This is a genomic window from Embleya scabrispora, assembly GCF_002024165.1.
Lineage (GTDB): Bacteria > Actinomycetota > Actinomycetes > Streptomycetales > Streptomycetaceae > Embleya > Embleya scabrispora_A.
In genome coordinates, this window is sequence record NZ_MWQN01000001.1 from 3015155 (window position 1) to 3033800 (window position 18646).

General features: G+C 73.2%; 16 protein-coding genes and 1 tRNA gene. 10 read left to right on the forward strand and 7 right to left on the reverse strand.

The genetic code is table 11. The features are described 5' to 3' along the window. Positions 1 to 288: 288 nt before the first annotated feature. Positions 289 to 1635 (forward strand): MFS transporter, encoded by a 1347-nt coding sequence (locus B4N89_RS13245; protein WP_078979338.1) that lies wholly within the window; start codon positions 289 to 291, stop codon positions 1633 to 1635. 75 nt (positions 1636 to 1710) lie between these two features. On the opposite strand, the gene B4N89_RS13250 is transcribed toward B4N89_RS13245, so the two are convergent. Next, a tRNA-Met gene (locus B4N89_RS13250) sits at positions 1711 to 1784 on the reverse strand. A 260-nt stretch (positions 1785 to 2044) separates the two neighbouring features. Here B4N89_RS13250 and B4N89_RS13255 point away from each other — a divergent pair. From B4N89_RS13255 to B4N89_RS13280, 6 genes are all read left to right on the forward strand, one after another. Continuing rightward, positions 2045 to 3418 (forward strand): cytochrome P450, encoded by a 1374-nt coding sequence (locus B4N89_RS13255; RefSeq protein WP_201260835.1) that lies wholly within the window; start codon positions 2045 to 2047, stop codon positions 3416 to 3418. Positions 3419 to 3506: 88 nt separating this feature from the next. After that, positions 3507 to 4724: an L-2-hydroxyglutarate oxidase gene (gene lhgO, locus B4N89_RS13260; protein WP_078979339.1), complete on the forward strand. Its 1218-nt coding sequence runs from the start codon at positions 3507 to 3509 to the stop codon at positions 4722 to 4724. Between the two features lie 52 nt (positions 4725 to 4776). Continuing rightward, positions 4777 to 7047, forward strand: a complete 2271-nt coding sequence (locus B4N89_RS13265) for an FGLLP motif-containing membrane protein (protein WP_143657944.1) — start codon at positions 4777 to 4779, stop codon at positions 7045 to 7047. Between the two features lie 12 nt (positions 7048 to 7059). Beyond that, the gene (gene trmB / locus B4N89_RS13270) at positions 7060 to 7803 is read left to right on the forward strand and encodes a tRNA (guanosine(46)-N7)-methyltransferase TrmB (RefSeq protein ID WP_078976047.1); all 744 of its coding nucleotides are present in this window, start codon (positions 7060 to 7062) and stop codon (positions 7801 to 7803) included. Positions 7804 to 7940: 137 nt separating this feature from the next. Then, complete coding sequence (locus B4N89_RS13275; RefSeq protein WP_078976048.1) at positions 7941 to 9737, forward strand: PrsW family intramembrane metalloprotease; 1797 nt, start codon at positions 7941 to 7943, stop codon at positions 9735 to 9737. A 76-nt stretch (positions 9738 to 9813) separates the two neighbouring features. Further along, entirely contained in the window at positions 9814 to 10302 is a 489-nt protein-coding gene (locus B4N89_RS13280; protein ID WP_078976049.1) for a YcxB family protein, read from the forward strand. A 221-nt stretch (positions 10303 to 10523) separates the two neighbouring features. Here B4N89_RS13280 and B4N89_RS13285 read toward each other — a convergent pair whose 3' ends face one another. Continuing rightward, positions 10524 to 12161 carry an MFS transporter gene (locus B4N89_RS13285; protein WP_078976050.1) on the reverse strand — a complete coding sequence of 546 codons (1638 nt, stop codon included), beginning with the start codon at positions 12159 to 12161 and terminating at the stop codon, positions 10524 to 10526. Positions 12162 to 12313: 152 nt separating this feature from the next. Between B4N89_RS13285 and B4N89_RS13290 the strand changes: the two genes are divergently transcribed. After that, on the forward strand, positions 12314 to 12517 hold the full coding sequence (locus tag B4N89_RS13290) for a hypothetical protein (RefSeq protein WP_101897078.1): 204 nt from the start codon (positions 12314 to 12316) through the stop codon (positions 12515 to 12517). 67 nt (positions 12518 to 12584) lie between these two features. Here the strand turns inward: B4N89_RS13290 and B4N89_RS13295 are convergent, their stop codons facing one another. From B4N89_RS13295 to B4N89_RS13305, 3 genes are all read right to left on the reverse strand, one after another. Further along, positions 12585 to 12869, reverse strand: coding sequence for a hypothetical protein (locus B4N89_RS13295; protein WP_078976051.1), 285 nt, complete (start codon positions 12867 to 12869; stop codon positions 12585 to 12587). Between the two features lie 70 nt (positions 12870 to 12939). Beyond that, a complete protein-coding gene (locus B4N89_RS13300) occupies positions 12940 to 13458 on the reverse strand; it encodes a nuclear transport factor 2 family protein (RefSeq protein WP_078976052.1) in 519 nt (172 codons plus the stop codon). 14 nt (positions 13459 to 13472) lie between these two features. Continuing rightward, a complete protein-coding gene (locus tag B4N89_RS13305; protein WP_078976053.1) occupies positions 13473 to 14213 on the reverse strand; it encodes a nuclear transport factor 2 family protein in 741 nt (246 codons plus the stop codon). 222 nt (positions 14214 to 14435) lie between these two features. Here B4N89_RS13305 and B4N89_RS13310 point away from each other — a divergent pair, with 222 nt between their 5' ends. Next, the gene (locus B4N89_RS13310) at positions 14436 to 14858 is read left to right on the forward strand and encodes a hypothetical protein (protein ID WP_078976054.1); all 423 of its coding nucleotides are present in this window, start codon (positions 14436 to 14438) and stop codon (positions 14856 to 14858) included. A gap of 41 nt (positions 14859 to 14899) precedes the next feature. On the opposite strand, the gene B4N89_RS13315 is transcribed toward B4N89_RS13310, so the two are convergent. Beyond that, entirely contained in the window at positions 14900 to 16969 is a 2070-nt protein-coding gene (locus tag B4N89_RS13315; RefSeq protein WP_161500715.1) for a serine/threonine protein kinase, read from the reverse strand. Positions 16970 to 17231: 262 nt separating this feature from the next. Between B4N89_RS13315 and B4N89_RS13320 the strand changes: the two genes are divergently transcribed. Then, positions 17232 to 17423 (forward strand): ferredoxin, encoded by a 192-nt coding sequence (locus B4N89_RS13320; RefSeq protein WP_078979341.1) that lies wholly within the window; start codon positions 17232 to 17234, stop codon positions 17421 to 17423. Positions 17424 to 17471: 48 nt separating this feature from the next. Here B4N89_RS13320 and B4N89_RS13325 read toward each other — a convergent pair whose 3' ends face one another. Next, positions 17472 to 18512 (reverse strand): RDD family protein, encoded by a 1041-nt coding sequence (locus tag B4N89_RS13325; protein ID WP_101897079.1) that lies wholly within the window; start codon positions 18510 to 18512, stop codon positions 17472 to 17474. Positions 18513 to 18646 lie beyond the last annotated feature (134 nt).

Here is an 18646-nt window from a genome sequence, read left to right on the forward strand (position 1 = left end):
ATGCGCGGCAGTCCCAAGCAGGATCAGTCGGGGCGTTCGAGCTCCGGCCTCGGGGACCGGGAGGTCCCGGATCCGGGGGTGGTAGGCGGAGGCGTCGGGGCCGGGGCCGACGACTCCTTCGGCGATTCCCCGGCAGACGTCGGTGCGAGACCCCTCCCCGACTCCCCCGCGGGCGCGGACCCCGGATCCCACCTCGACTCCCCGCCGTCCCGACCCGCGACCTCCGACCCCGCCGACGCCCGTCCCCGGGCCTCGCGCGAACGCGGGCCCAACGGCCGACTCGGCGACCTGCTCGGCGCCGCCGGGGTCAGCAACGCCGGACTCGCCCGGCGGGTCAACGACCTGGGCGCCCGGCGCGGCCTGTCCCTCCGCTACGACAAGACCTCCGTGGCCCGCTGGGTCGGCAAGGGCATGACTCCGCAGGGCCCGGTGCCGCATCTGATCGCGGCCGTGCTCGCGGAGCGGCTCGGCCGCCCGGTGCCGCTGGAGGAGATCGGCCTGGACGACAGTCGGCCGGTGGATCCCGATCTCGGTCTGGCCTTCCCTCGCGACGTCGGGGAGGCAGTTCGCACCGCCACCGACCTGTGGAGGCACGACCACGTGAATCGACGCGAGTTGCTGGCCGGGACGTTCGCCGTCACCGCCTACGGCACCCCCATGGCCCGGTGGTTGATCACCCCGGCCGACGCCCGCGCCGAGCATCGCGGAAGCGGCCCGCACGTCGGACACAGCGACGTGACCAAACTGCGCGAGGCGGCCGAGGAGGCCCGCCGCTGGGACAGCAAGTACGGGGGCGGCGACTGGCGGGCCTCGATGGTGCCGGAGTGCCTGCGCTGCGACGCCACCCCGCTGCTGCGCGGGAGCTACCACGACGACGTGGGCCGTCGGCTGTTCGGCGCGACGGCCGAACTCTCCCGGCTGGCGGGGTGGATGGCCTTCGACACCGGGCAGCACGAGGTGGCGCAGCGCTACTACATCCAGGCGCTGCGACTGGCCCGGGCGGCGGCCGACGTGCCGTTGGGCGGGTACGTCCTCGCCTCGATGAGCCTGCAGGCCACGTATCGCGGCAACCCCGACATCGCGGTCGACCTGGCCCAGGCCGCCATCGAGCGTAACAAGGGCATCGCGACCTCGCGGGTGACCGGCTTCCTGCACCTGGTCGAGGCCCGCGCGCACGCTCGCGGGGGCGACGGGGCCGGGTGCGGGCGGGCGTTGAACGCGGCCGAGGCGCATCTGGAGCGGGCCCGCTCCGGCGACGACGACCCGGAGTGGATCGACTTCTTCACCTGGGACCGGCTGTGCGCCGACGGCGCCGAGTGTTACCGCGACCTCGGCGTGCCCGAGCGCACCCGGCACTTCACCGTGCAGGCGCTGGCCGGGCTGCGCGGCGAGGCGTACCAGCGCTCACACGGGCTGCGGCTGGCGGTGGGCGCCCAGGCCGAGTTGCGCGCGGGCGAGGTCGAGGCGGCGTGCGCGGCGGGCCGGCAGGCGCTGGAGATCGCCGACCGCGTGCACTCGTCCCGCAACGCGGCCTACCTGAACAACCTGCTGGTCGGCCTCAAGCCCTACGCCGACGTCCGAGCGGTCAAGGACTTCTCCGACCGCGCCCGCCTGGTCGCCGGCATCACCGCCTGAGCCGACGGTGACGCGGTCGGTCCCCACGAAAAACGCCGCAGGCCCGACATTTTCATGTCGGGCCTGCGATCCAAGTAGCGGGGACAGGATTTGAACCTGCGACCTCTGGGTTATGAGCCCAGCGAGCTACCGAGCTGCTCCACCCCGCGTCGGTGAACCCAACTGTACGCCATCGCGGACGCGCCCGTGACCAATATCCGCGACGCCCGGCCCCGCCGGGCCGGGCGCGTCCGCCGCCGATCCTCGACTCCCTTGCGGGAAAAGGCCGTTCCCGCCCGATTCGACCCGGTGGCGATCGGCCGCGGGCACGATATGGTTCCGGGCCGTAGGAAGGCGGGTCGCCTACCGGAGGCGGGCCGATGTGCGCCGGCGACAGCCGCGGCAGCGGCGGAGCGGGGTGTGTCCCGAGATGACCGAGAGATCCGGCTGCCCGTACGCGGCCCTGTCCGGCCCACGCTTCGAGACCGACCCGGCCGGGCTGTACCGCGAGTTGCGCGAACAACACGGCGCGGTGGCGCCGGTCGTGCTGGAGGGCGGTGTGCGGGCGTGGCTGGTCCTGGGCTACGCCGAGGCGCTGGCCGTGCTGCGTGATCCGGAGTTGTTCTCGCACGACTCGCGGTTGTGGCGCGACCGGATCAAGGGCCTGGTCCCGGCCGACTGGCCGCTCGCGTCGATGGTCGAGTATCGCCCGTCGATCCTGTGCACCGACGGGGCCGAGCACCGCCGGCACAGCACGGCCGTCGCGCACAGCCTCGGCCGGATCGACCGGCGGGCCTTTCGCGGCGAGATCGAGCACATGGCCGACTCGCTGATCGACACGTTCGTCGCCCGGGGCGAGGCCGATCTGCTCACCGAGTACGCGCAGCGGTTGCCGCTGCTGGCGATGGGCCGGTTGATCGGCCTGTCCGCCCTGGAGGGACCGAACCTGGTCCGGGTGATCAACGGACTCTTCGACGGCGGCCCGGACGCGCCCGCGCATCAGCGGGTCCTGCTGCGCATGCTGACCGACCTCGTCGAGGCCAGGCGGATCTCGCCGGGCGCGGACATCGCGTCCTGGCTGATCGAGCACCCCTCCGGGCTGACCGACGCCGAGGTGATCGAGGACCTGCTCGTGATCACCCCGACCGAGCCCACCGTCAACTGGATCGGCAACGCGCTGCGCATCCTGCTGACCGACCACACGCTGCACGCGTCCCTCACCGGCGGTCGGCGGACCACCGACGAGGCGCTCGACGAGGTGTTGTGGCTGGACCCGCCGATGCAGAACGTGGCGGGCCGCTGGGCCACCGAGGACACCCTGCTCGGCCGCACCGCGATCCGCGCCGGCGACTTCCTGGTGCTGGGCCTGGCGGGCGCCAACGCCGATCCCGCCGTGCGTCCGCCCGGCACCGAGCTGACCGGCAACCGCGCGCACCTGGCCTGGGGCGGGGGCCCGCACACGTGCCCGTTCCAGGGGCCCGCGCGGCTGATCGCGCAGACCGCGGTGGACACCCTCCTGGACCGGCTGCCCGACATCCGCCTGGCCGTTCCGCCGCGCAAGCTGACCTGGCAGGCGTCCCCGTGGATCCGCGGCCTGACCGAGCTGCCGGTCGTCTTCACCCCGGACCGGCCCGTACACGGCGGCACCCCCTGGCCGGAGCCGGCTCCCACCCCGCCGCCCGGGCTCGACCCGCCGCCGGCCCCCGCCGAGCCGGAGCCCGCCGCACCCGTGGACCCGCCCCCGGCCGCCCCGACCACCTCCACCGCGTGGTGGAGCCCGTCCCGCTGGCTCCGCAACCGCTGACCCCCGCTCCGCGCCCACCCCCGAGTCCCCACATCCGCCCCGCCCGCCGGCCGGCGACCGTCTAGGGTCGAAGGCCGGAGGTGTGCTGATGACGTTGACCTACGACGTGGTGGTGATCGGCGGCGGCATCGTCGGGCTCGCCACCGCCTACGCGCTCACCGAACAGGACCCGGGGCGCACCGTCGCGGTCGTCGAGAAGGAGACCTCGTGGGCGGCCCACCAGACGGGCCGCAATTCGGGCGTGATCCACTCCGGCCTGTACTACCGCCCCGGCAGCCTCAAGGCCCGCTTCGCCGTCGAGGGCGCCCGGCGGATGGTCGACTTCTGCATCCGGCACAGCATCGCGCACGACGTCCCGGGCAAGCTCGTGGTCGCCACGAGTGTGCATGAACTCCCGCGCCTGCGGACCCTGTTCGAGCGCGGCGTGGCCAACGGCGTGCCGGTCACGGAGCTGACCACCGAGCAGGTCCGCGAATTCGAACCGCACGTGTTGTCCGTCGGCGGCCTGCACGTGGCCTCCACCGGCATCGTCGACTACTTCGACGTGTGCCGGACCCTGGTCCGCCTGCTGCACGATCGTGGTGTCTCGCTGCGCACCGGCGCGGAGGTGGTCGACCTCGCCGTGCACGCCGACGAGGTGGTGGTGCAGACCCGCCTCGGCGAGCTGCGCGGCCGGGTCCTGGTCAACTGCGCGGGGCTGTACAGCGACCGGATCGCCGCGCTGGCCGGCGATCCGCCGCCGGTCCGGATCGTGCCCTTCCGCGGCGAATACCACGAACTGGTGCCCTCCCGGCGCGGTCTCGTGCGCGGCCTGGTCTACCCCGTGCCCGATCCCGCCTTCCCGTTCCTGGGCGTACACCTGACCCGGGGCATCCACGGCGACGTGCACGTCGGGCCGAACGCGGTCCTGGCACTGCGCCGCGAGGGCTACTCGTGGGCCCGGATCGCGCCGGGCGAGCTGGCCGCGACGCTCGCCTATCCGGGCATGTGGCACATCGCCCGCCGGCACTGGCGCTACGGCGCGGGCGAGTTGCTGCGCTCGGTGGCCAAGCCGGCGATGGTGCGCGAGGTACAGCGGCTGCTGCCCGAGGTGACCTCGGCCGACCTGGTCCGGGCGCCCGCGGGGGTGCGCGCACAGGCGGTGCGCCCCGACGGCGAGTTGGTCGACGACTTCCTGATCACGGGCGGCCGGCGCACGATCCACGTGCTGAACGCGCCCTCCCCGGCGGCCACCGCCTCGCTGCCCATCGGCGACGAGATCGCGAAGCGCGTCGCGGAACGGTTGGGCGAACTCGCCAAACGGTGATCGCCCGTGGATCATGCTCACCGGCCCGCCGATCGGGGGAACCGCCTTGGCCGTGAGACCCGTAGTCCTGCGCGCACTGCTCGCGGGCGTCGTATTGCTGTTGTGCGCGCCGCTGTTCGCGCCGCTGTTCGGCGGCGCGACACCGGCCCGCGCGGACACCCCCGGGGCGCGGTTGACCGTCTCCCCCGGCGGACCGCTGCGACCGGGCGACGTGGTGACGATCCGGGGCACCGGCCACACCGGCTGCCCCACCGGGCGGATCGACCTGATCGGCTTCGACGCCCGGCTGCGCACCAACGTCGAGGGCGCCGACCGGCTGATCGCGGCGGACGTACCGCTGGATCCCGACCACGGCTTCACCGTGCGCTTCACCCTCGACCCGCCGGTCTACATCGGCGTCCAGGGCTTTCGGACGTTGTGCACGAACCGGGGCGCGGAGATGTTCGCCCCGCCGCTGGCGCAGACCACGTTCGACTATCCCGCGGGCGAGCAGGGCAACCCGAACGGCCTCCCCGCGCCGGGTCCGCCGCCCGCGAACCCGGCGCGCCGGCGCATGGTCGTCGAACCGGCCGACGCCGGGCCCGACCGGGTCGTCACCGTCCGGACCGACCTGCGCTGCGGCCCGGCCACCGCCAACCACAACGGCGAACTCCGCTGGGACGGCCGCTTCGTCACCACGTTCTACGCCCCCGCCGATCCGACCGAGACCCGGGCGCTGCGGGTACACCTCCCGCAGACGCCCACCCGCGGCATCCACCGGCTCTCGGTGGCCTGCTCCTCCGACGACGCCCGGTTCGGCGTGGTGGACGCAGGCGTGACGCTCGACACCGAAGTCGCCTTCGCCCCCGCCACGTTCGCCCTGTCCACCCCGCGCGCCGGCGGGGGCGAGCGGATCCGGGCGAGCGGGGCCGGGTTCACCGGCTGCGGCACCCCGATCGACGGCGCTCCGGCCGAGGTGGCGCTGCGGCGCGGCGACCGGGTCGTGGCTCGGGTGCCGGTCGGCGCCGACGGGCGGGTCGACGCCGAGCTGACCCTGCCGGCCGGTCTGCCGGAGGGGCCGACCGAACTGACGGCCGGCTGTACCGCCGAACGGCTGGACGGCACGGCGCACTTCGCGTTCACCGTACTTCCGGGCGCCCGCACCGCCGACGCCCTCGCGCCCCGTCCCGCCGACCGCGCCGACTCCGCCCTCGACCTGCCCTCCCCCGGCGACCTCGTGGACCACCCCGGCCCGCTGGTCGTGGCCGGCGCCGGCACCGCGCTCGCCCTGCCGCTGGTGGGCTTCGCCGCCGAACTCTTCAACCGGACGATCGAAGAGAACCGCCTCCGGATCCGGCGCCGCCTGCGCCCGGGCGCGGCCCGACCGCGCTCGATGCCGCGTGCGCCCCGACTCCAGGTGCTCGTCTTCCTCGTGCTGTCCGCGCTGTGCACGGTCGCGGTCGAACCGGCGATCGGCTTCGACCGGGCCACGTACGCCCTCGCGCTGTCCATGCCGATCGCCGTCTCGCTGACCGTGCTCGCCTACTCCGGACCGGCCGAGCTGTACCGCCGCCGGCTCTCCCGCGTCCGCGCCTTCCCGCAGTTGATCCCCGGCGCGCTGGTGGTCGCGGTGCTGCTCGGGGTGGTCTCCCGGACCGCGCATCTGGTGCCGGGTTATGTGTACGGCCTGTTCCTGGCCTTCACGCACGCCGGACTGCGGCACCTGCCCGCGCGCGAGGAGGGTCGGGCCACCGCGCTCGGCGCGTGGGCACTGGCCGGGCTCGGCGCGGCGGCGTGGGTGTGGCGGATCCCGGTCGAGCGGGTGTTGGCCGGCGACGACTCCCCGGCCTTCGGCTGGGTGCTGACGGAGAACGTGCTCACCCAGATCTACATCGCCGCGATGATCGGCCTGGTCTTCGGCCTGCTGCCGATCACCTGGCTGGACGGGCAGCTGATCTGGCGGTGGAATCGGTGGGCCTGGGCGGCGGTGTACGCGGTCGCGGTGTTCCTGTTCCTGCTCACCCTGCTCGACCCGACCGGGGTCACCACCGGCGCGACGCGGCAGATGTGGGTGCGGGCGGCGTGGGTGTTCGGCGCGTTCTGCCTCGTCTCGGTCGGCTTCTGGGCGGTGTTCCGGCTGCGCCCGGCGCCGCCGCCCGGACCGCCGGGGCCGTGGGGGACGCCACCGGGGCCGTGGGGGACGCGGTCGGGCTCGGGAGCACCCGGGCCGGCGACCGCGCCGGGACGGGGTGTACCCCGGCCGGCGACCGCCCCGCCGCCCATGCCGAACGTGCCGCCGACCGTCGGCCGCTCGTCCCCGCCGCCGCCGAATCCCGGTCTGTAAAATCCTGGTCCTATGTCCCCTCTTCCCGTCACCCCTCTGCCCGGCGCCTCGACCGTCCCGGACCTCGCGTCGATCGATCCGGCGGATCGCCACATGGCGACGGTGCGCAGCTTCACCCCGCGTCGCGGCCGGGTCACCCTCGCCCAGCGGGACGCGCTGAACCGGCTGTGGGCGCGGTGGGGCTTCGACGTCGCGGACCGCCGGCTCGACCTCGGCGAGTTGTTCGGCGACGACCGCCCGGTCGTGCTCGAGGTGGGCTTCGGAATGGGCGAGACCACGGCGGCGATGGCCGAGGCCGATCCGGACACCAACGTGCTGGCGATCGACGTGCACACCCCGGGACAGGGCAGCCTGCTGCACGACGCGGAGCGTCGCGGGCTGACGAACATACGGGTCGCCAACGGCGACGCCATCGAACTGCTCCGGGACATGCTGCCGCCCGCCTGCCTGGCCGGCATCCGGATCTTCTTCTCCGACCCGTGGCCCAAGACCCGCCACCACAAGCGGCGGCTGATCCAGCCCTCGTTCGCGGCGCTGGCCGCCTCCCGGCTGGTCCCGGGCGGGATCCTGCACTGCGCGACCGACTGGGCGCCCTACGCGGAATGGATGCTCGACGTGCTCACCGCCGAGCCCGAACTGGTCAACACCGTCGAGGGATACGCGCCCAGGCCGACGTGGCGCCCGGTCACCCGCTTCGAGCGGCAGGGGCTGGCCAAGGGCCATCAGGTCGCGGATCTGCTCTTCCGCCGGCGCTGAGCCGAGGGTCGGTTCTCCCCGGGTCCGCGCGTGGCCGGCCGGCGGCGCCGATCCGGGCAGGGTCACCCATACCGACCACGTCACAGCCGACCGAGAGAGGCGCGCCGCGGCCCCGCGCGGCGTTATCGTCACCCCATATGGACGCATCGCAAGGACCCGACACGCCGGCCGGTCCCGTCCCCACGGACTCCGCCGCGTACGAGTTCGCCCTGTACGAGCCGGGACCGGCGGAGAAGTCGTGGCCGCGCCGGCTCGCGGCGAACCAGACCGCGCGAATAACCGCGCTCGTCCTGGCGTTGCTCGGCTGCGCGATCACCATCGCGGTGATGCTCGGCGACACCATCGGCGCCCAGGGGTTGCTGGTCGGCGCGTTGCTGGCCCTGGTACCCACCCCGCTGGTGGTGAGCGCGATCGTGTGGCTGGGTCGGGTCCGGCCGCTGCCCTGGAAGAGCCTGCTCTTCGCGTTCGCGTGGGGCTCGTGCGCGGGTGCCCTGGTCGCGCTGCTGGCGAACAGTTGGTCGTTCGACAAGCTGATGGACCTCAAGGGCCAGGAGGACGCCGAACTGCTCGGGCTGACCATCGTGGCACCGGTGGTCGAGGAGTGCGTCAAGGGGCTCGCGGTCGTGCTCCTGTTCGTGACCGTACGGCGGGAATTCCGCGGCGTGTTGGACGGGCTCATCCCGGCGGCGATCAGCGCCGCGGGCTTCGCGTTCACCGAGAACATCCTCTATTTCGGCCGCGAGTTCGCGGCAAGTGAGGACAACGGCGACGGTCTGGGCACCACGTGGGGCGTATTCATCGCCCGGGGCATCATGTCGCCGTTCGCGCATCCGCTGTTCACCTCGATGATCGGGCTCGGCTTCGGCCTGGCGGTCCTGGCCCGCTCGCGGCCCGCGCGGGTCCTGCTCCCGCTCGCCGGGTACGTGTGCGCGGTCGGGCTGCACGCGTCCTGGAACGGCTCGGCCACCCAGGGACTGGCGTTCCTCGGGGTGTACTTCCTGGTGATGATGCCGATCCTCGGCGCGCTCATCTGGTACACGGTGGTCGTGCGGCGCGACCAGTTGCGCGCGGTCGAGGACGAGTTGCCGGGCTATGTCGCTGCGGGCTGGTTCCGGCCGCACGAGCCGCTGCTGCTGTCCTCGATGGCGGATCGCTCGCGCGCGCTGCGCACCGCGCGGACCATGCTGGGACCGGAGGGCGTCGCGCACCTGCGCGCCTATCAGGCCGATGCGACGCTGCTCGCCGAGTTGCGCCGGCGCGCGAGTCGGTCGCGGCGCGGCCCGGCGCCGGAGTACCCCGGTCAGGAACAGGAGTTGCTGGATCGGGTGTGGGCCGCCAAGCCGGCCGTGGCGCGGGTGATCGACCACACGATGCCGTCGCCGAGGTGGCGCTACGTCAAGCCGCCGCCGGGGATGCCGCCGTGGGGACCGCCCGGGGCGATGCCCTACGGCGGGCCGGGCGGCTGGGGCGCGGCCGGGTGGGGCGCGCCGGGAACGGTGCCGTACGGAACACCGCCGGGGCCGGCGCCGTACGGAATCCCGAACGGCGTGGCACCCTACGGCCCGCAGACCGGCATGGCGCCCCACGGAGCCCCGACCGGTGTCGTCCCGTACGGCCCGCCGCCCGGTGTCGACCCCTTCGCCCCGCCGCCGCCCGGGTGGGTGCCGCCGGCCCGGCATCCGGCCGCGCATCCCGCGTGGGGTCCCGTACCGCCGAGCGGACCGCCGCCGTGGGGCCCGCCCCGGCATGCGGCCAACGGCACCTGGGCCGACCTTGCCGCACAGGCGAGCACGCCGTGGGGATCGCCCCCGGCGCAGGTGAACGGCGGCGCCCCCGCCCCGCCCGAACCGCTGGGCCCGCCGGCCTGGTACGCCCGCCCCGGCGACTCCCCGAAGCCGCCGGTGGACCCGACACCACCCGCGGGAGCCGCCTAGGCGTGCCCGAGCCCGCCCGGCCCCGCGAGTCGCAGCCGTAATCGGGTCGGGCCGGCCCCCGTGCGACCATGACCGGGTGCATATCTCGACCACCTACATCCCGACCGAGGCCGACATCGCGGAGGGCGTGCTCGCCTTCCGCCGCGGACTCTTTCGCGGACTGCTCGGCGCCGGGGCGGTGCTCTCGGCACTCGGGGTGGTGCTGGTGACCCGGGCCCTGCTGACCGGCACCACGGTGTTGTGGCCGTCGGCCTTCGTGGGCTTCGGCGTCGCGATGCTCGCGCTGCGGTTCTGGGCGCCGATCCAGGCCGCCCGGCAGAACAAGCACATGCACGGCGTGCCCTGCGAGGTCACGCTGACCGACGAGGAATTCGTCACCACGCTCGGCGGCACCCGCAGCGAGACCCCGTGGAGCACCTTCCGCAAGGTCCGCCGCGTGGACACCCAGTGGATCTTCGAGTTCGGTCCCACCCAGGCGGTGACCATTCCGGCGCGGGTCTTCACCGACGCGGAAAACCTCGAACTGGAGACGTTTATCCACAGCCGCGGCCGGGCAGCGCGCTGATCTTCCACAAGGAAGATCCACATCCTGTGGAAAACCTGTGCGCAAAGGCATTCGGCGCACCGAAGCCGCTCGAAATGGCGGGAAACAATGCCGATTCGACCTGATCGGGCGCGTTTATCCGGTTACCAGCGCACGAATGGCTTTCGTCCGTCCGGTATTTCCCGCACCAACCACAAAGGCGACCTCTCGCGAGGCCGCCTTCGGGTCCTGCCGGTGGTCCGTCAGCGGCTGCCGACCGCTTCGCCCGTGTTCGCCGCGACCACCGCGGCGCCCTCGGTGGCCTGCACGATCGTCGTGCCCCCGCCCTGCTCCGTCTGCTCGGCCGGGTCCGACTGCTCGGCCCGCTCCGGCGCCGGCACCCCCCGCAGCAGGTAGGTCGCACCGAGCGCGGCCAGCGTCAGCAGCACCGCGCCGCCGAGGGTGGCGTACTGCATACCGTGGGTGAAGGCGTCCCGCGCGGTGTCGAGCAGGTGCTCGCCCGCCCCGCCGGAGATCCGCCCGGCGGTCGCGCTCGCCGCCGCCAGCGTGTCGTTCGCCGCGTGCACCGCGTCGGCCGGCACCCCGTCGAACGTCGCGTCGCGCATGTCCCGCCCGTACACCGCGTCGGCGATGCTGCCCAGGATCGCGATGCCCAGCGCTCCGCCCAACTCGCTGCCGGTCTCCGAGGTCGCCCCCGCCGCACCGGCCCGCTCCGGCGGCGCCGAGGTCAGCACCATCTCGGCGGTCAGCGTGGTCGCGATCAGCACCCCGGAGGCCACCAGACCCGCGCCGACCAGGACCACGACCAACGGCGTACCCGGACGGGCCCGGCTCATCACCACGAAGCCGGCCACCGACAGGAGCAGGCCGCCGCAGATCAGGAATCCGGGCCGCACCTTCTTGGCCAGGATCCCGGAGACGGTGAGCGCGACCGTGATTCCGGGCATCACCGTGAGCGACCACAGCGCCGCCGTCAACGGCCGCATGCCGAGCACGAGTTGCATGTACTGGGTGTTGAACAGGGCCGAACCCATCAGCGCGACGGCGGCGATCACGTTGACCGCGATCGAGGCGCTGTACGCCCGGTTGCGAAACAGCGCGAGGTCGATCAGCGGGTCGGCGATGGTGCGCTGCCGACGCACGAAGAGGTATCCGACGGCCGTCCCGACCACGATGCTCGCCAGGTACTGCGGCGCCACACCCTCGGCCGCCGTCTCCTTGATCCCGTAGATCACCGCGAGCACCGACACCAGCGAGAGCCCGGCGCTGACCAGGTCGAGCCGACCGGCCGCGGCGTCCTTGAACTCCGGAAGCAGGAACGGACCGACCGCGAGCAGCAGCACCATCGCCGGCACGTTGAGCAGGAACGCCGAACCCCACCAGAAGTGGTCGAGCAGCAGGCCGCCGGCCACCGGACCCAGCGTGGCGCCCGCGGTCAGCGCGGCGGTCCAGATCGCGATCGCGGTCCGCCGCTGGGCCGGGTCGTGGAAGAGGTTGCGGATCAGCGCCAGCGTGGAGGGCATCAGCGTCGCGCCGGCCACACCGAGCAGCGCCCGGGTGGCGATCAGCATCTCGGGGCTGTTCGCGAAAGCCGCGGCCACCGAGGCGGCGCCGAACGCCGCCGCGCCGATCAGCAGCAGTCGGCGGCGGCCGATCCGGTCGCCGAGCGCGCCCATCGTGATCAGCAGACCGGCCAGCAGGAAGCCGTAGACGTCCATCATCCAGAGCTGCTGCGGAGCGGTCGGCTCCAGGTCCTCGCTGATGAACGGAAGCGCGAAGTACAGCACGCCCATGTCCATGGACACGAGCAGGAGGGGGAGGAGCAGGACCGTCAGGGCGATCCATTCCTTACGGCCGGCCTTGGCTGCGGTGGAGGTCATGACGGGAACAGTACAAGCGTCTAAGACGCTTGTCTATGACGCTTGTATAAAAAGCTGCCGGTCGACTTCCGCGGGGTTCCCGCCCCGCCCGCAACGGGTACCCGGATGCCGTGCGGGGGCACCGACTCCACTTCCGAGCGAAGGACGGCGACATGAGTGACGAGCGCATTCCCGTGGATCGGATCCCGGAAGGCGACCGGCCGAGGATGGACCTGCGCAGCGGCGCCGAGACGCCCGTGGACCCCGAGGACCTCGTACTGGCGGAGGGCAAGGACCTGACCGAGAAGAACATCGAGGAGGCCCGCCGCAAACTCGCCGAACAGGGCCCGGCCGCGGTGGAACGCGTAGTCCCCTGACCCCGACCCCCGCAGCCCGAGACCGAAACCCCGGTCGTGTGGATCGCCAGGCGGCGCTTTGGACGCGTCAGCGTCCGGAGCGCCGCCTGGGACGCATCTCGATCGGGCGGACCTGGTACACACCCCGATCCCGGTCCCGCTGCTCCTCGGCCACCTGGAGCGCGATCAGGACCTCCAGCGCGCTCCAGGCCATGCCGAGCATGCCGAGCCCGACGAAGAGCATCGCCCACACCCAGAACCAGGTGTGCGCCCAGACGCCGAGCAGCGCGACCATCGCGGCGACGATGGTCAGGGCCAGCAGCACGCCGGTGCGCGCGGCGGCGTTTCTCGCGCCGTCCGGAAGCCTGGCCATGGCCGGCCCTTCCCTCCGCCGAGTGTCCGGTCGATCCTCGCCTGCCCCCTGTGGGGCGAACGGAACCCGCTCAGGCGTCTTCGTCCGGGATTCGATGGAACTCCCGCCAGGTCTCCCAGATTCCCGGCACGGTACCCGAACCGTAGGAGCGCTCCGGCCAGTTGGCCGGCGGCAGCCCGGCGGGGTTGGCGCCGACGTTGGCGCCGTACCAGAGGTCGTGCCGACGTCGCGCGAAGTACCACGTGCCGTCCCGGCGTTCGTACACGTCGCGGTACAGGATCGCCTGGTGCAGCCAGCGCGGCCCCTCCTGGATCTCCCCCTTGCAGTACACGTGTCCGGTCGCGTGGTCCGCGTCGAGGAGGTCGATCACGTGGGTGCCCACGTTGAGGATGGTCACCCCCAGGGGCGCGAGTTGGGTCGCGAACGACGCGCGCAGCGCCGCGCGTCCGCTCTCCTCCCGGGTCACCCGCACGTCCGGCACGAACAACGCGCACAGGGCGTCCAGGTCCCGGCTGTCCAGGGCCAGCGCGTAGCGGGCGGCCAGTTGGCGGATCTGCTCGTAGGCGAGGAGCCGTTGTACGTCGTCCATGGACCGACACCCTGTCAGGCGGACCCGCGAGGGATCTCCTGCGGGTTGTACACGACTTCGACGTACGACCAGCGGCCCTCGCCCGCGTAGTGCAGCACCACGTTGACGTCCAGGCCGCCGCGGGACCCCTCGGCGTGCAGCAGGAGGGCGACCCGGTTCCCGTCGACGAGCCGCAACCCGACGCGGTAGCGGGCGAACGGCGAGCGGCGCACCCCGTCCAGGATGTACGCGTGCAGCGCGTGCCGGCCCTCGGCGAAGCCGACCACGTGGTCGCGCACCCGCACCTCGTCGGTGAACAGTGCCGCGACCGGCGCCCAGTCGCCGTGGACGGGGGCCGCGGCCAGTCGAGCGGCGAACTCGGCGAGGGCCCGCTCCACCTCGGCCCGGTCGGCGGCGCGGGGCATCGGCTCGGGCGCCCAGCCGACGATCCCGCGCAGTTCCCCGCCGTCGGCCCCGGCGACCGCGCCGCCCGCGGCCCGCCAACGCGCGGTCATCGCGTCGGCGTCGTCGCCGTTGCGAAACTCGCCCACCGTCTCGAAGCGGTCGCCGTCGCCGAGCCGACGCAGGATCTCCGTCCCGGGCAGCGTGTAGCGGGCGGTGCCGCCGGTGGGGTCGGGCAGGTTGTGCCAGACGTAGCGGCAGACCAGGTCGCCGTCGATCATCGTCCACTCGGTGAACCGGGACATCTCGGGGACCGGTTCGCCATCGCCGATCCGCGCGAGTGCCGCCGCCGGCTCGTCCCGGCTGCCGCCCATCCTGCCTCCCCGCAGTCGTCCGGCCAACCCGGCCGCGCGCAAGGATCCGGGCGCAGGTCGCCTCCGGTCCGCGTGATCCTGCCCGCGCCCCGTCGGGAAGTCCAGCCCCGACACGATCGTCGGAACGGAACCATCGCCGGCTGGTATACGTATTACCGGTCGCAACCAGCCGGCCGGGCTCCGACGCGAGCACGAGACGAAGAAGAAGCGGAGGGGACGCGAGTGATCCGGTACCGGGTCCGGGTGGACTTCTACCAGGACGTCCCGCCGGACCGGCCCCCGACGGGGTACGTGGGCTCGTTGCTCTCGGGCGACTTCGCGGGACCCGCGCTGCCGCGCGGCGGCGACTCCATCTCGGCGATCCCGCTGGGCGGTGCGCACATAGGGCCGTGGACCGGCGGTCCCTACATGATGGTCCACCGGGTCGAGCACCACCCGGTCCCCGTCGACGGCGAGGGACACATAGTGGAGTGGTGGGAGCAGTACCCCCAGCCCTCCGTGCACGTGGTCGTCAACGCCGAGTGGCCGGACACCGAGGAGTCCGAGCACGAGTTGATGAACCTGTACGAGGAGCAGAGCTGGAGTTCGTTCCCGGCGGGCCCGGAGAACCCGTTCCTGCCGGTGGCGGCGGCGGCCGACTTCTAGGTCCCGGTGCCTCCGGCCCGTTCCATCCGTGACGCGGCGGGCTATCCCTTGGGCTTCTTGTAGCCCGCCGTGTCCACCGATGCCAGGATCTTGTTCAGGTCGGCGTCGTACTCGCGGGACAGGCCCGCCGTGGAGAACGAGATCACCGACTGGGGCAGCCACCACAGTTGCGGCTGGAACGAGTCGCCGCTCTTGCAGGTCACGCTGTACGCCATGTAGTCGTACTTCAGGCCGGTCCCCTTGCCCGGATCGGCGAGTTTCTTGCCCTCCGACTTGCTGGTCGGCGCCGCGGTGTCCTCGGGCTTGGTCACACAGGTCGGCGCGGTGCCCAGGGTCCAGCCCGCCGGATCCTTGAAGTCCACCTTGCGCTGATCGTTCTTGCCCACCCAGATCCGCAGCCCCGCGCGCTCGCAGGTGGTGCGCTGCGCGGCGGGCGTGGCGGCCGGCAGCACGCACACCTCGGTGTCGCTGACCTCCTTGAGCTCCCACGTGCTGGGCACCGCGAACTTCACGCCCTTGACGTCCTGGGTGAAGCCGCCCGGTTTGCCGGTGAGTTTCGGCGGTTGCACGACGGGGCTCTTGGTGCCGTTCTTCCCCGCCTCGGGCTTGTCGTCGCCGCCGCCGCGCAGCGCGACCACCGCGCCCGCGCTGATCGCCACGACGGCCACCGCGCCGCCGATCATGATCGCCAGGCGTTTGCGGCCGGCGCGACCACCGCCGGCGCCGCCCTGCTGCCGGGTCGCGGCCCGACCGGTCGGCGGCGGGGTGTGACCGCCGGAGGTCGCCGGGGGCGGGGTGAACGCGCCGGAGGCGGGCGACTGGTGCCGGCCGGCCGGGTAGCCCTGCCCGGTGCCGCCGTACTGCCCGGAGTGCGCCCCGTACGCGCCGGACTGCGCGGCGGGGACGCCGTGTGTCCCGGAGGGCGCGCCGTACGCCCCCGACTGCGCCGCGGGCGCGCCGTGCGTCCCGGAGGCGTCGCGGTACAGCGGCGGTCGGGTCGGCGAGGCGCCGTAGGGGTCGTGCGTGGGTGTGTTGTACGCGGCCTGCGGCGGGGTCTGCGGCGGTACGGCCGGCGCGCCGAACGCGGCGGTGCCGCCGGAGCGCGCGGGCCCGCGCGGCGCCTCGTACACGCGCGGCGGCGGAGTCTGCGGCACCTGCTGCTGCGGCTGCTGCTGCACCTGCCAGGGGCCGCCGGAGGCCGGCGTGGTCCACAACTGGCCGATCAGCGACGTCGCGTCGGCGACCGGGTCGAGCGAGGGCGCCGCGCCGGTGCCGAGCGCGCCGCGCCACACGTGGGTGACCGATGCCAGCAACTCCCGGGCCTGCGGCCGGTAGTGCGGCTCCTTGTCACCCGCGCGCTTGACGATCAGGCGCAACACGTCCGGTACGCCGGAGAGGTCGGCCTCCTCCTGGAGCACCCGCAGCGCGACCACCTCGGGCGCGCCCGTACCGAACGGGATCACCCCGGTGGCCGCGTAGGTGACCAGCATCGCCCACGCGTACACGTCGGCGGCCGGCGTGCTGTCGTGGCCCTTGAAACGTTCCGGGCTCATCCACGCCGGCGAGCCGATCATCATGCCGGTACGGGTCAGCCCGCTGTCCTCCATCGACCGCGCGATGCCCAGGTCGAGCACACGCGGTCCGGCGGGCGAGCAGATGATGTTCTGCGGCTTGAGGTCGCGGTGGATCACATCGGCGTCGTGCAGCGCGACCAGTGCCTCGGCGAGCCCGGCCGCGAGGCCCATCAGCTCGTCGCCGCGCATCGGACCGCCCTGGTTCACCCGTTTGTCCAGGGTCGGCCCCGGCACGTACTCGGTGGCGAACCACGGTGTCTCGGCGTCGACATCCGCGTCGAGCACGGGTGTGGTGCAGGTGCCCTTGATCGCGCGCAGCAGGTTGACCTCGCGCGTGAACCGGGCCCGGAACTCGGGGTCGTCGGCGTACTGAGCGTGCACCACCTTGACCGCGACGCGGCGTTCGAGGCCGTCCAGCCCCGCGTAGACCGCGCCCATCCCACCCGCGCCCAGTCGACCCGTGATCCGGAACGGTCCGATGTGCTGCGGATCGCCCGGACGCAATTGACGTATCTCGGCGCCGCCGTCGGCCGTCATGGACGTGCCTCCCGTGTTGGTTCGCCGGCCCGCCGCTGCGGCCGTACCGGGATGGAATCCTCTCATCCGGTCTTGTGACCTCCCCAGGGCACCGACTGGTTCCCCGTTCGAGGGAAAAGGCTCGCCTTACCCGTGGGTGGGCGTGATAGGCCAACGAATGCGCCGGGTGTGGCAACACCGCGGCGTGCGGCGAGTGTTGCCACACCGCACCGGTTGGCAGGCATCCGCCGGATCGCACCACTTCCACGACGAAGGGCCGGAGATGAGGATCGTCGTCGACTTCGACAAGTGCAAGAGCAACGCGCTGTGCATGGCCGAGGCACCCGAGGTGTTCGAGGTACGGGAGGACAACTTCCTCTACATCCTGAACGAGAATCCGAGCGAGGAGTTGCGGCCGCAGGTGGAAGAGGCGATCCGGGTCTGTCCGACCCGGGCCGTCTCGATCGTGGATTGACACCGGGCGGCCCGGGGCGGGCACCTTCCGCCCCGGGCCGATCGCGGCTCAGGAGGGGTCGTTCGGGCGGTCCGGGGAGGCGCCTCGGCTCGACTGCCAACGGTCGCGGGCGTTGCGCGCCATCGTGGTGGACGCGCCCCGGGCGCCCTGCACCATCGCCGCCGACGCGTTGCGGGTGGCCGACCAGCCCCGGGCAAGCACCTTGACGTTGACCACCACGGTGCCGGCGGTACGGTCGTGCCAGGCGCGCCGACGCGGGCCGAGCACGGCCAGCGGGTCGAGGAAGCCGACCAGGGCGAGCAGGGCGAACAGTCCGGCCGTGCCCCACTGGCGCAGCGCCACCTCGTACCAGGTGAGCAGGACCGCGGCCCACGGCACCACCACGGCCACCAGGGTGCGCCGAGCCGCCCGCCAGGCGCCGACCGGCACCCGACCGCGAACGGCCTGCGCCGACGTGCCCGCGGGCACCACCTTCGCGCCGATCATGATCTTGCCCAGCGTGCGGCCGAACCTGGCGTGCATGAACCAGTCGTAGAGCGCGGGCACCAGGAGATGGGCGAGGACCAGCAGAAGCAGCAGCGTCTTGGTGGTCGACCACAGCCCGTCCACCGCCTCCAGCGGCGCCCGTTGCGCCTCGCCGGCGCGCCCGAACACCACGTCCAGGAAGGAGTCGCGGACCACCTTGGTGGGCAGGTCGGCGGCCTTGCCCTGGATGTAGTGGTAGGCCAGGAACCACAGCGGCAGCACCAGGGCGGTGGTGAGCAGGTAGTCCACGGTGCGGGCGATCAGCCGCATGGTCCGGGAGGCGAGCGGGAGTTCGCCGGGCGCCGCGGGCTCGACGCCCGCCGCGGGGTAGGACTGCGGAGGTACGGGTGCGGAGTGGGACGGGGCGGGCGCGGGGTAGGACGCGGGTGCCGGGTAGGACCGGGGCTGCGGCGGGTGGGCGGGGCCCGGCGGTTGCGCCTGGTCCGGGATCGGGCCCGGTGCGGTGACGGGTGCTTGGTGCCAGGACAGGTGTGGATCACCGTCGACGGAAGGTTGGTCCCCGTACGGCGACCCCGGCCCGCGTGGCGGCTGAGGAATCGTCATGACCGGGACGGTATCGCGTAGATCGTCCCGTCCGCCGGGCCGATGGGCGAGTCGGGGCACGCGGCGCGCGGATCGGCCGGATCGCGTCGGGCGCGAGTGCGGTTGGCCCGAGTGCGGTTGGCCCGGTGCCGTTG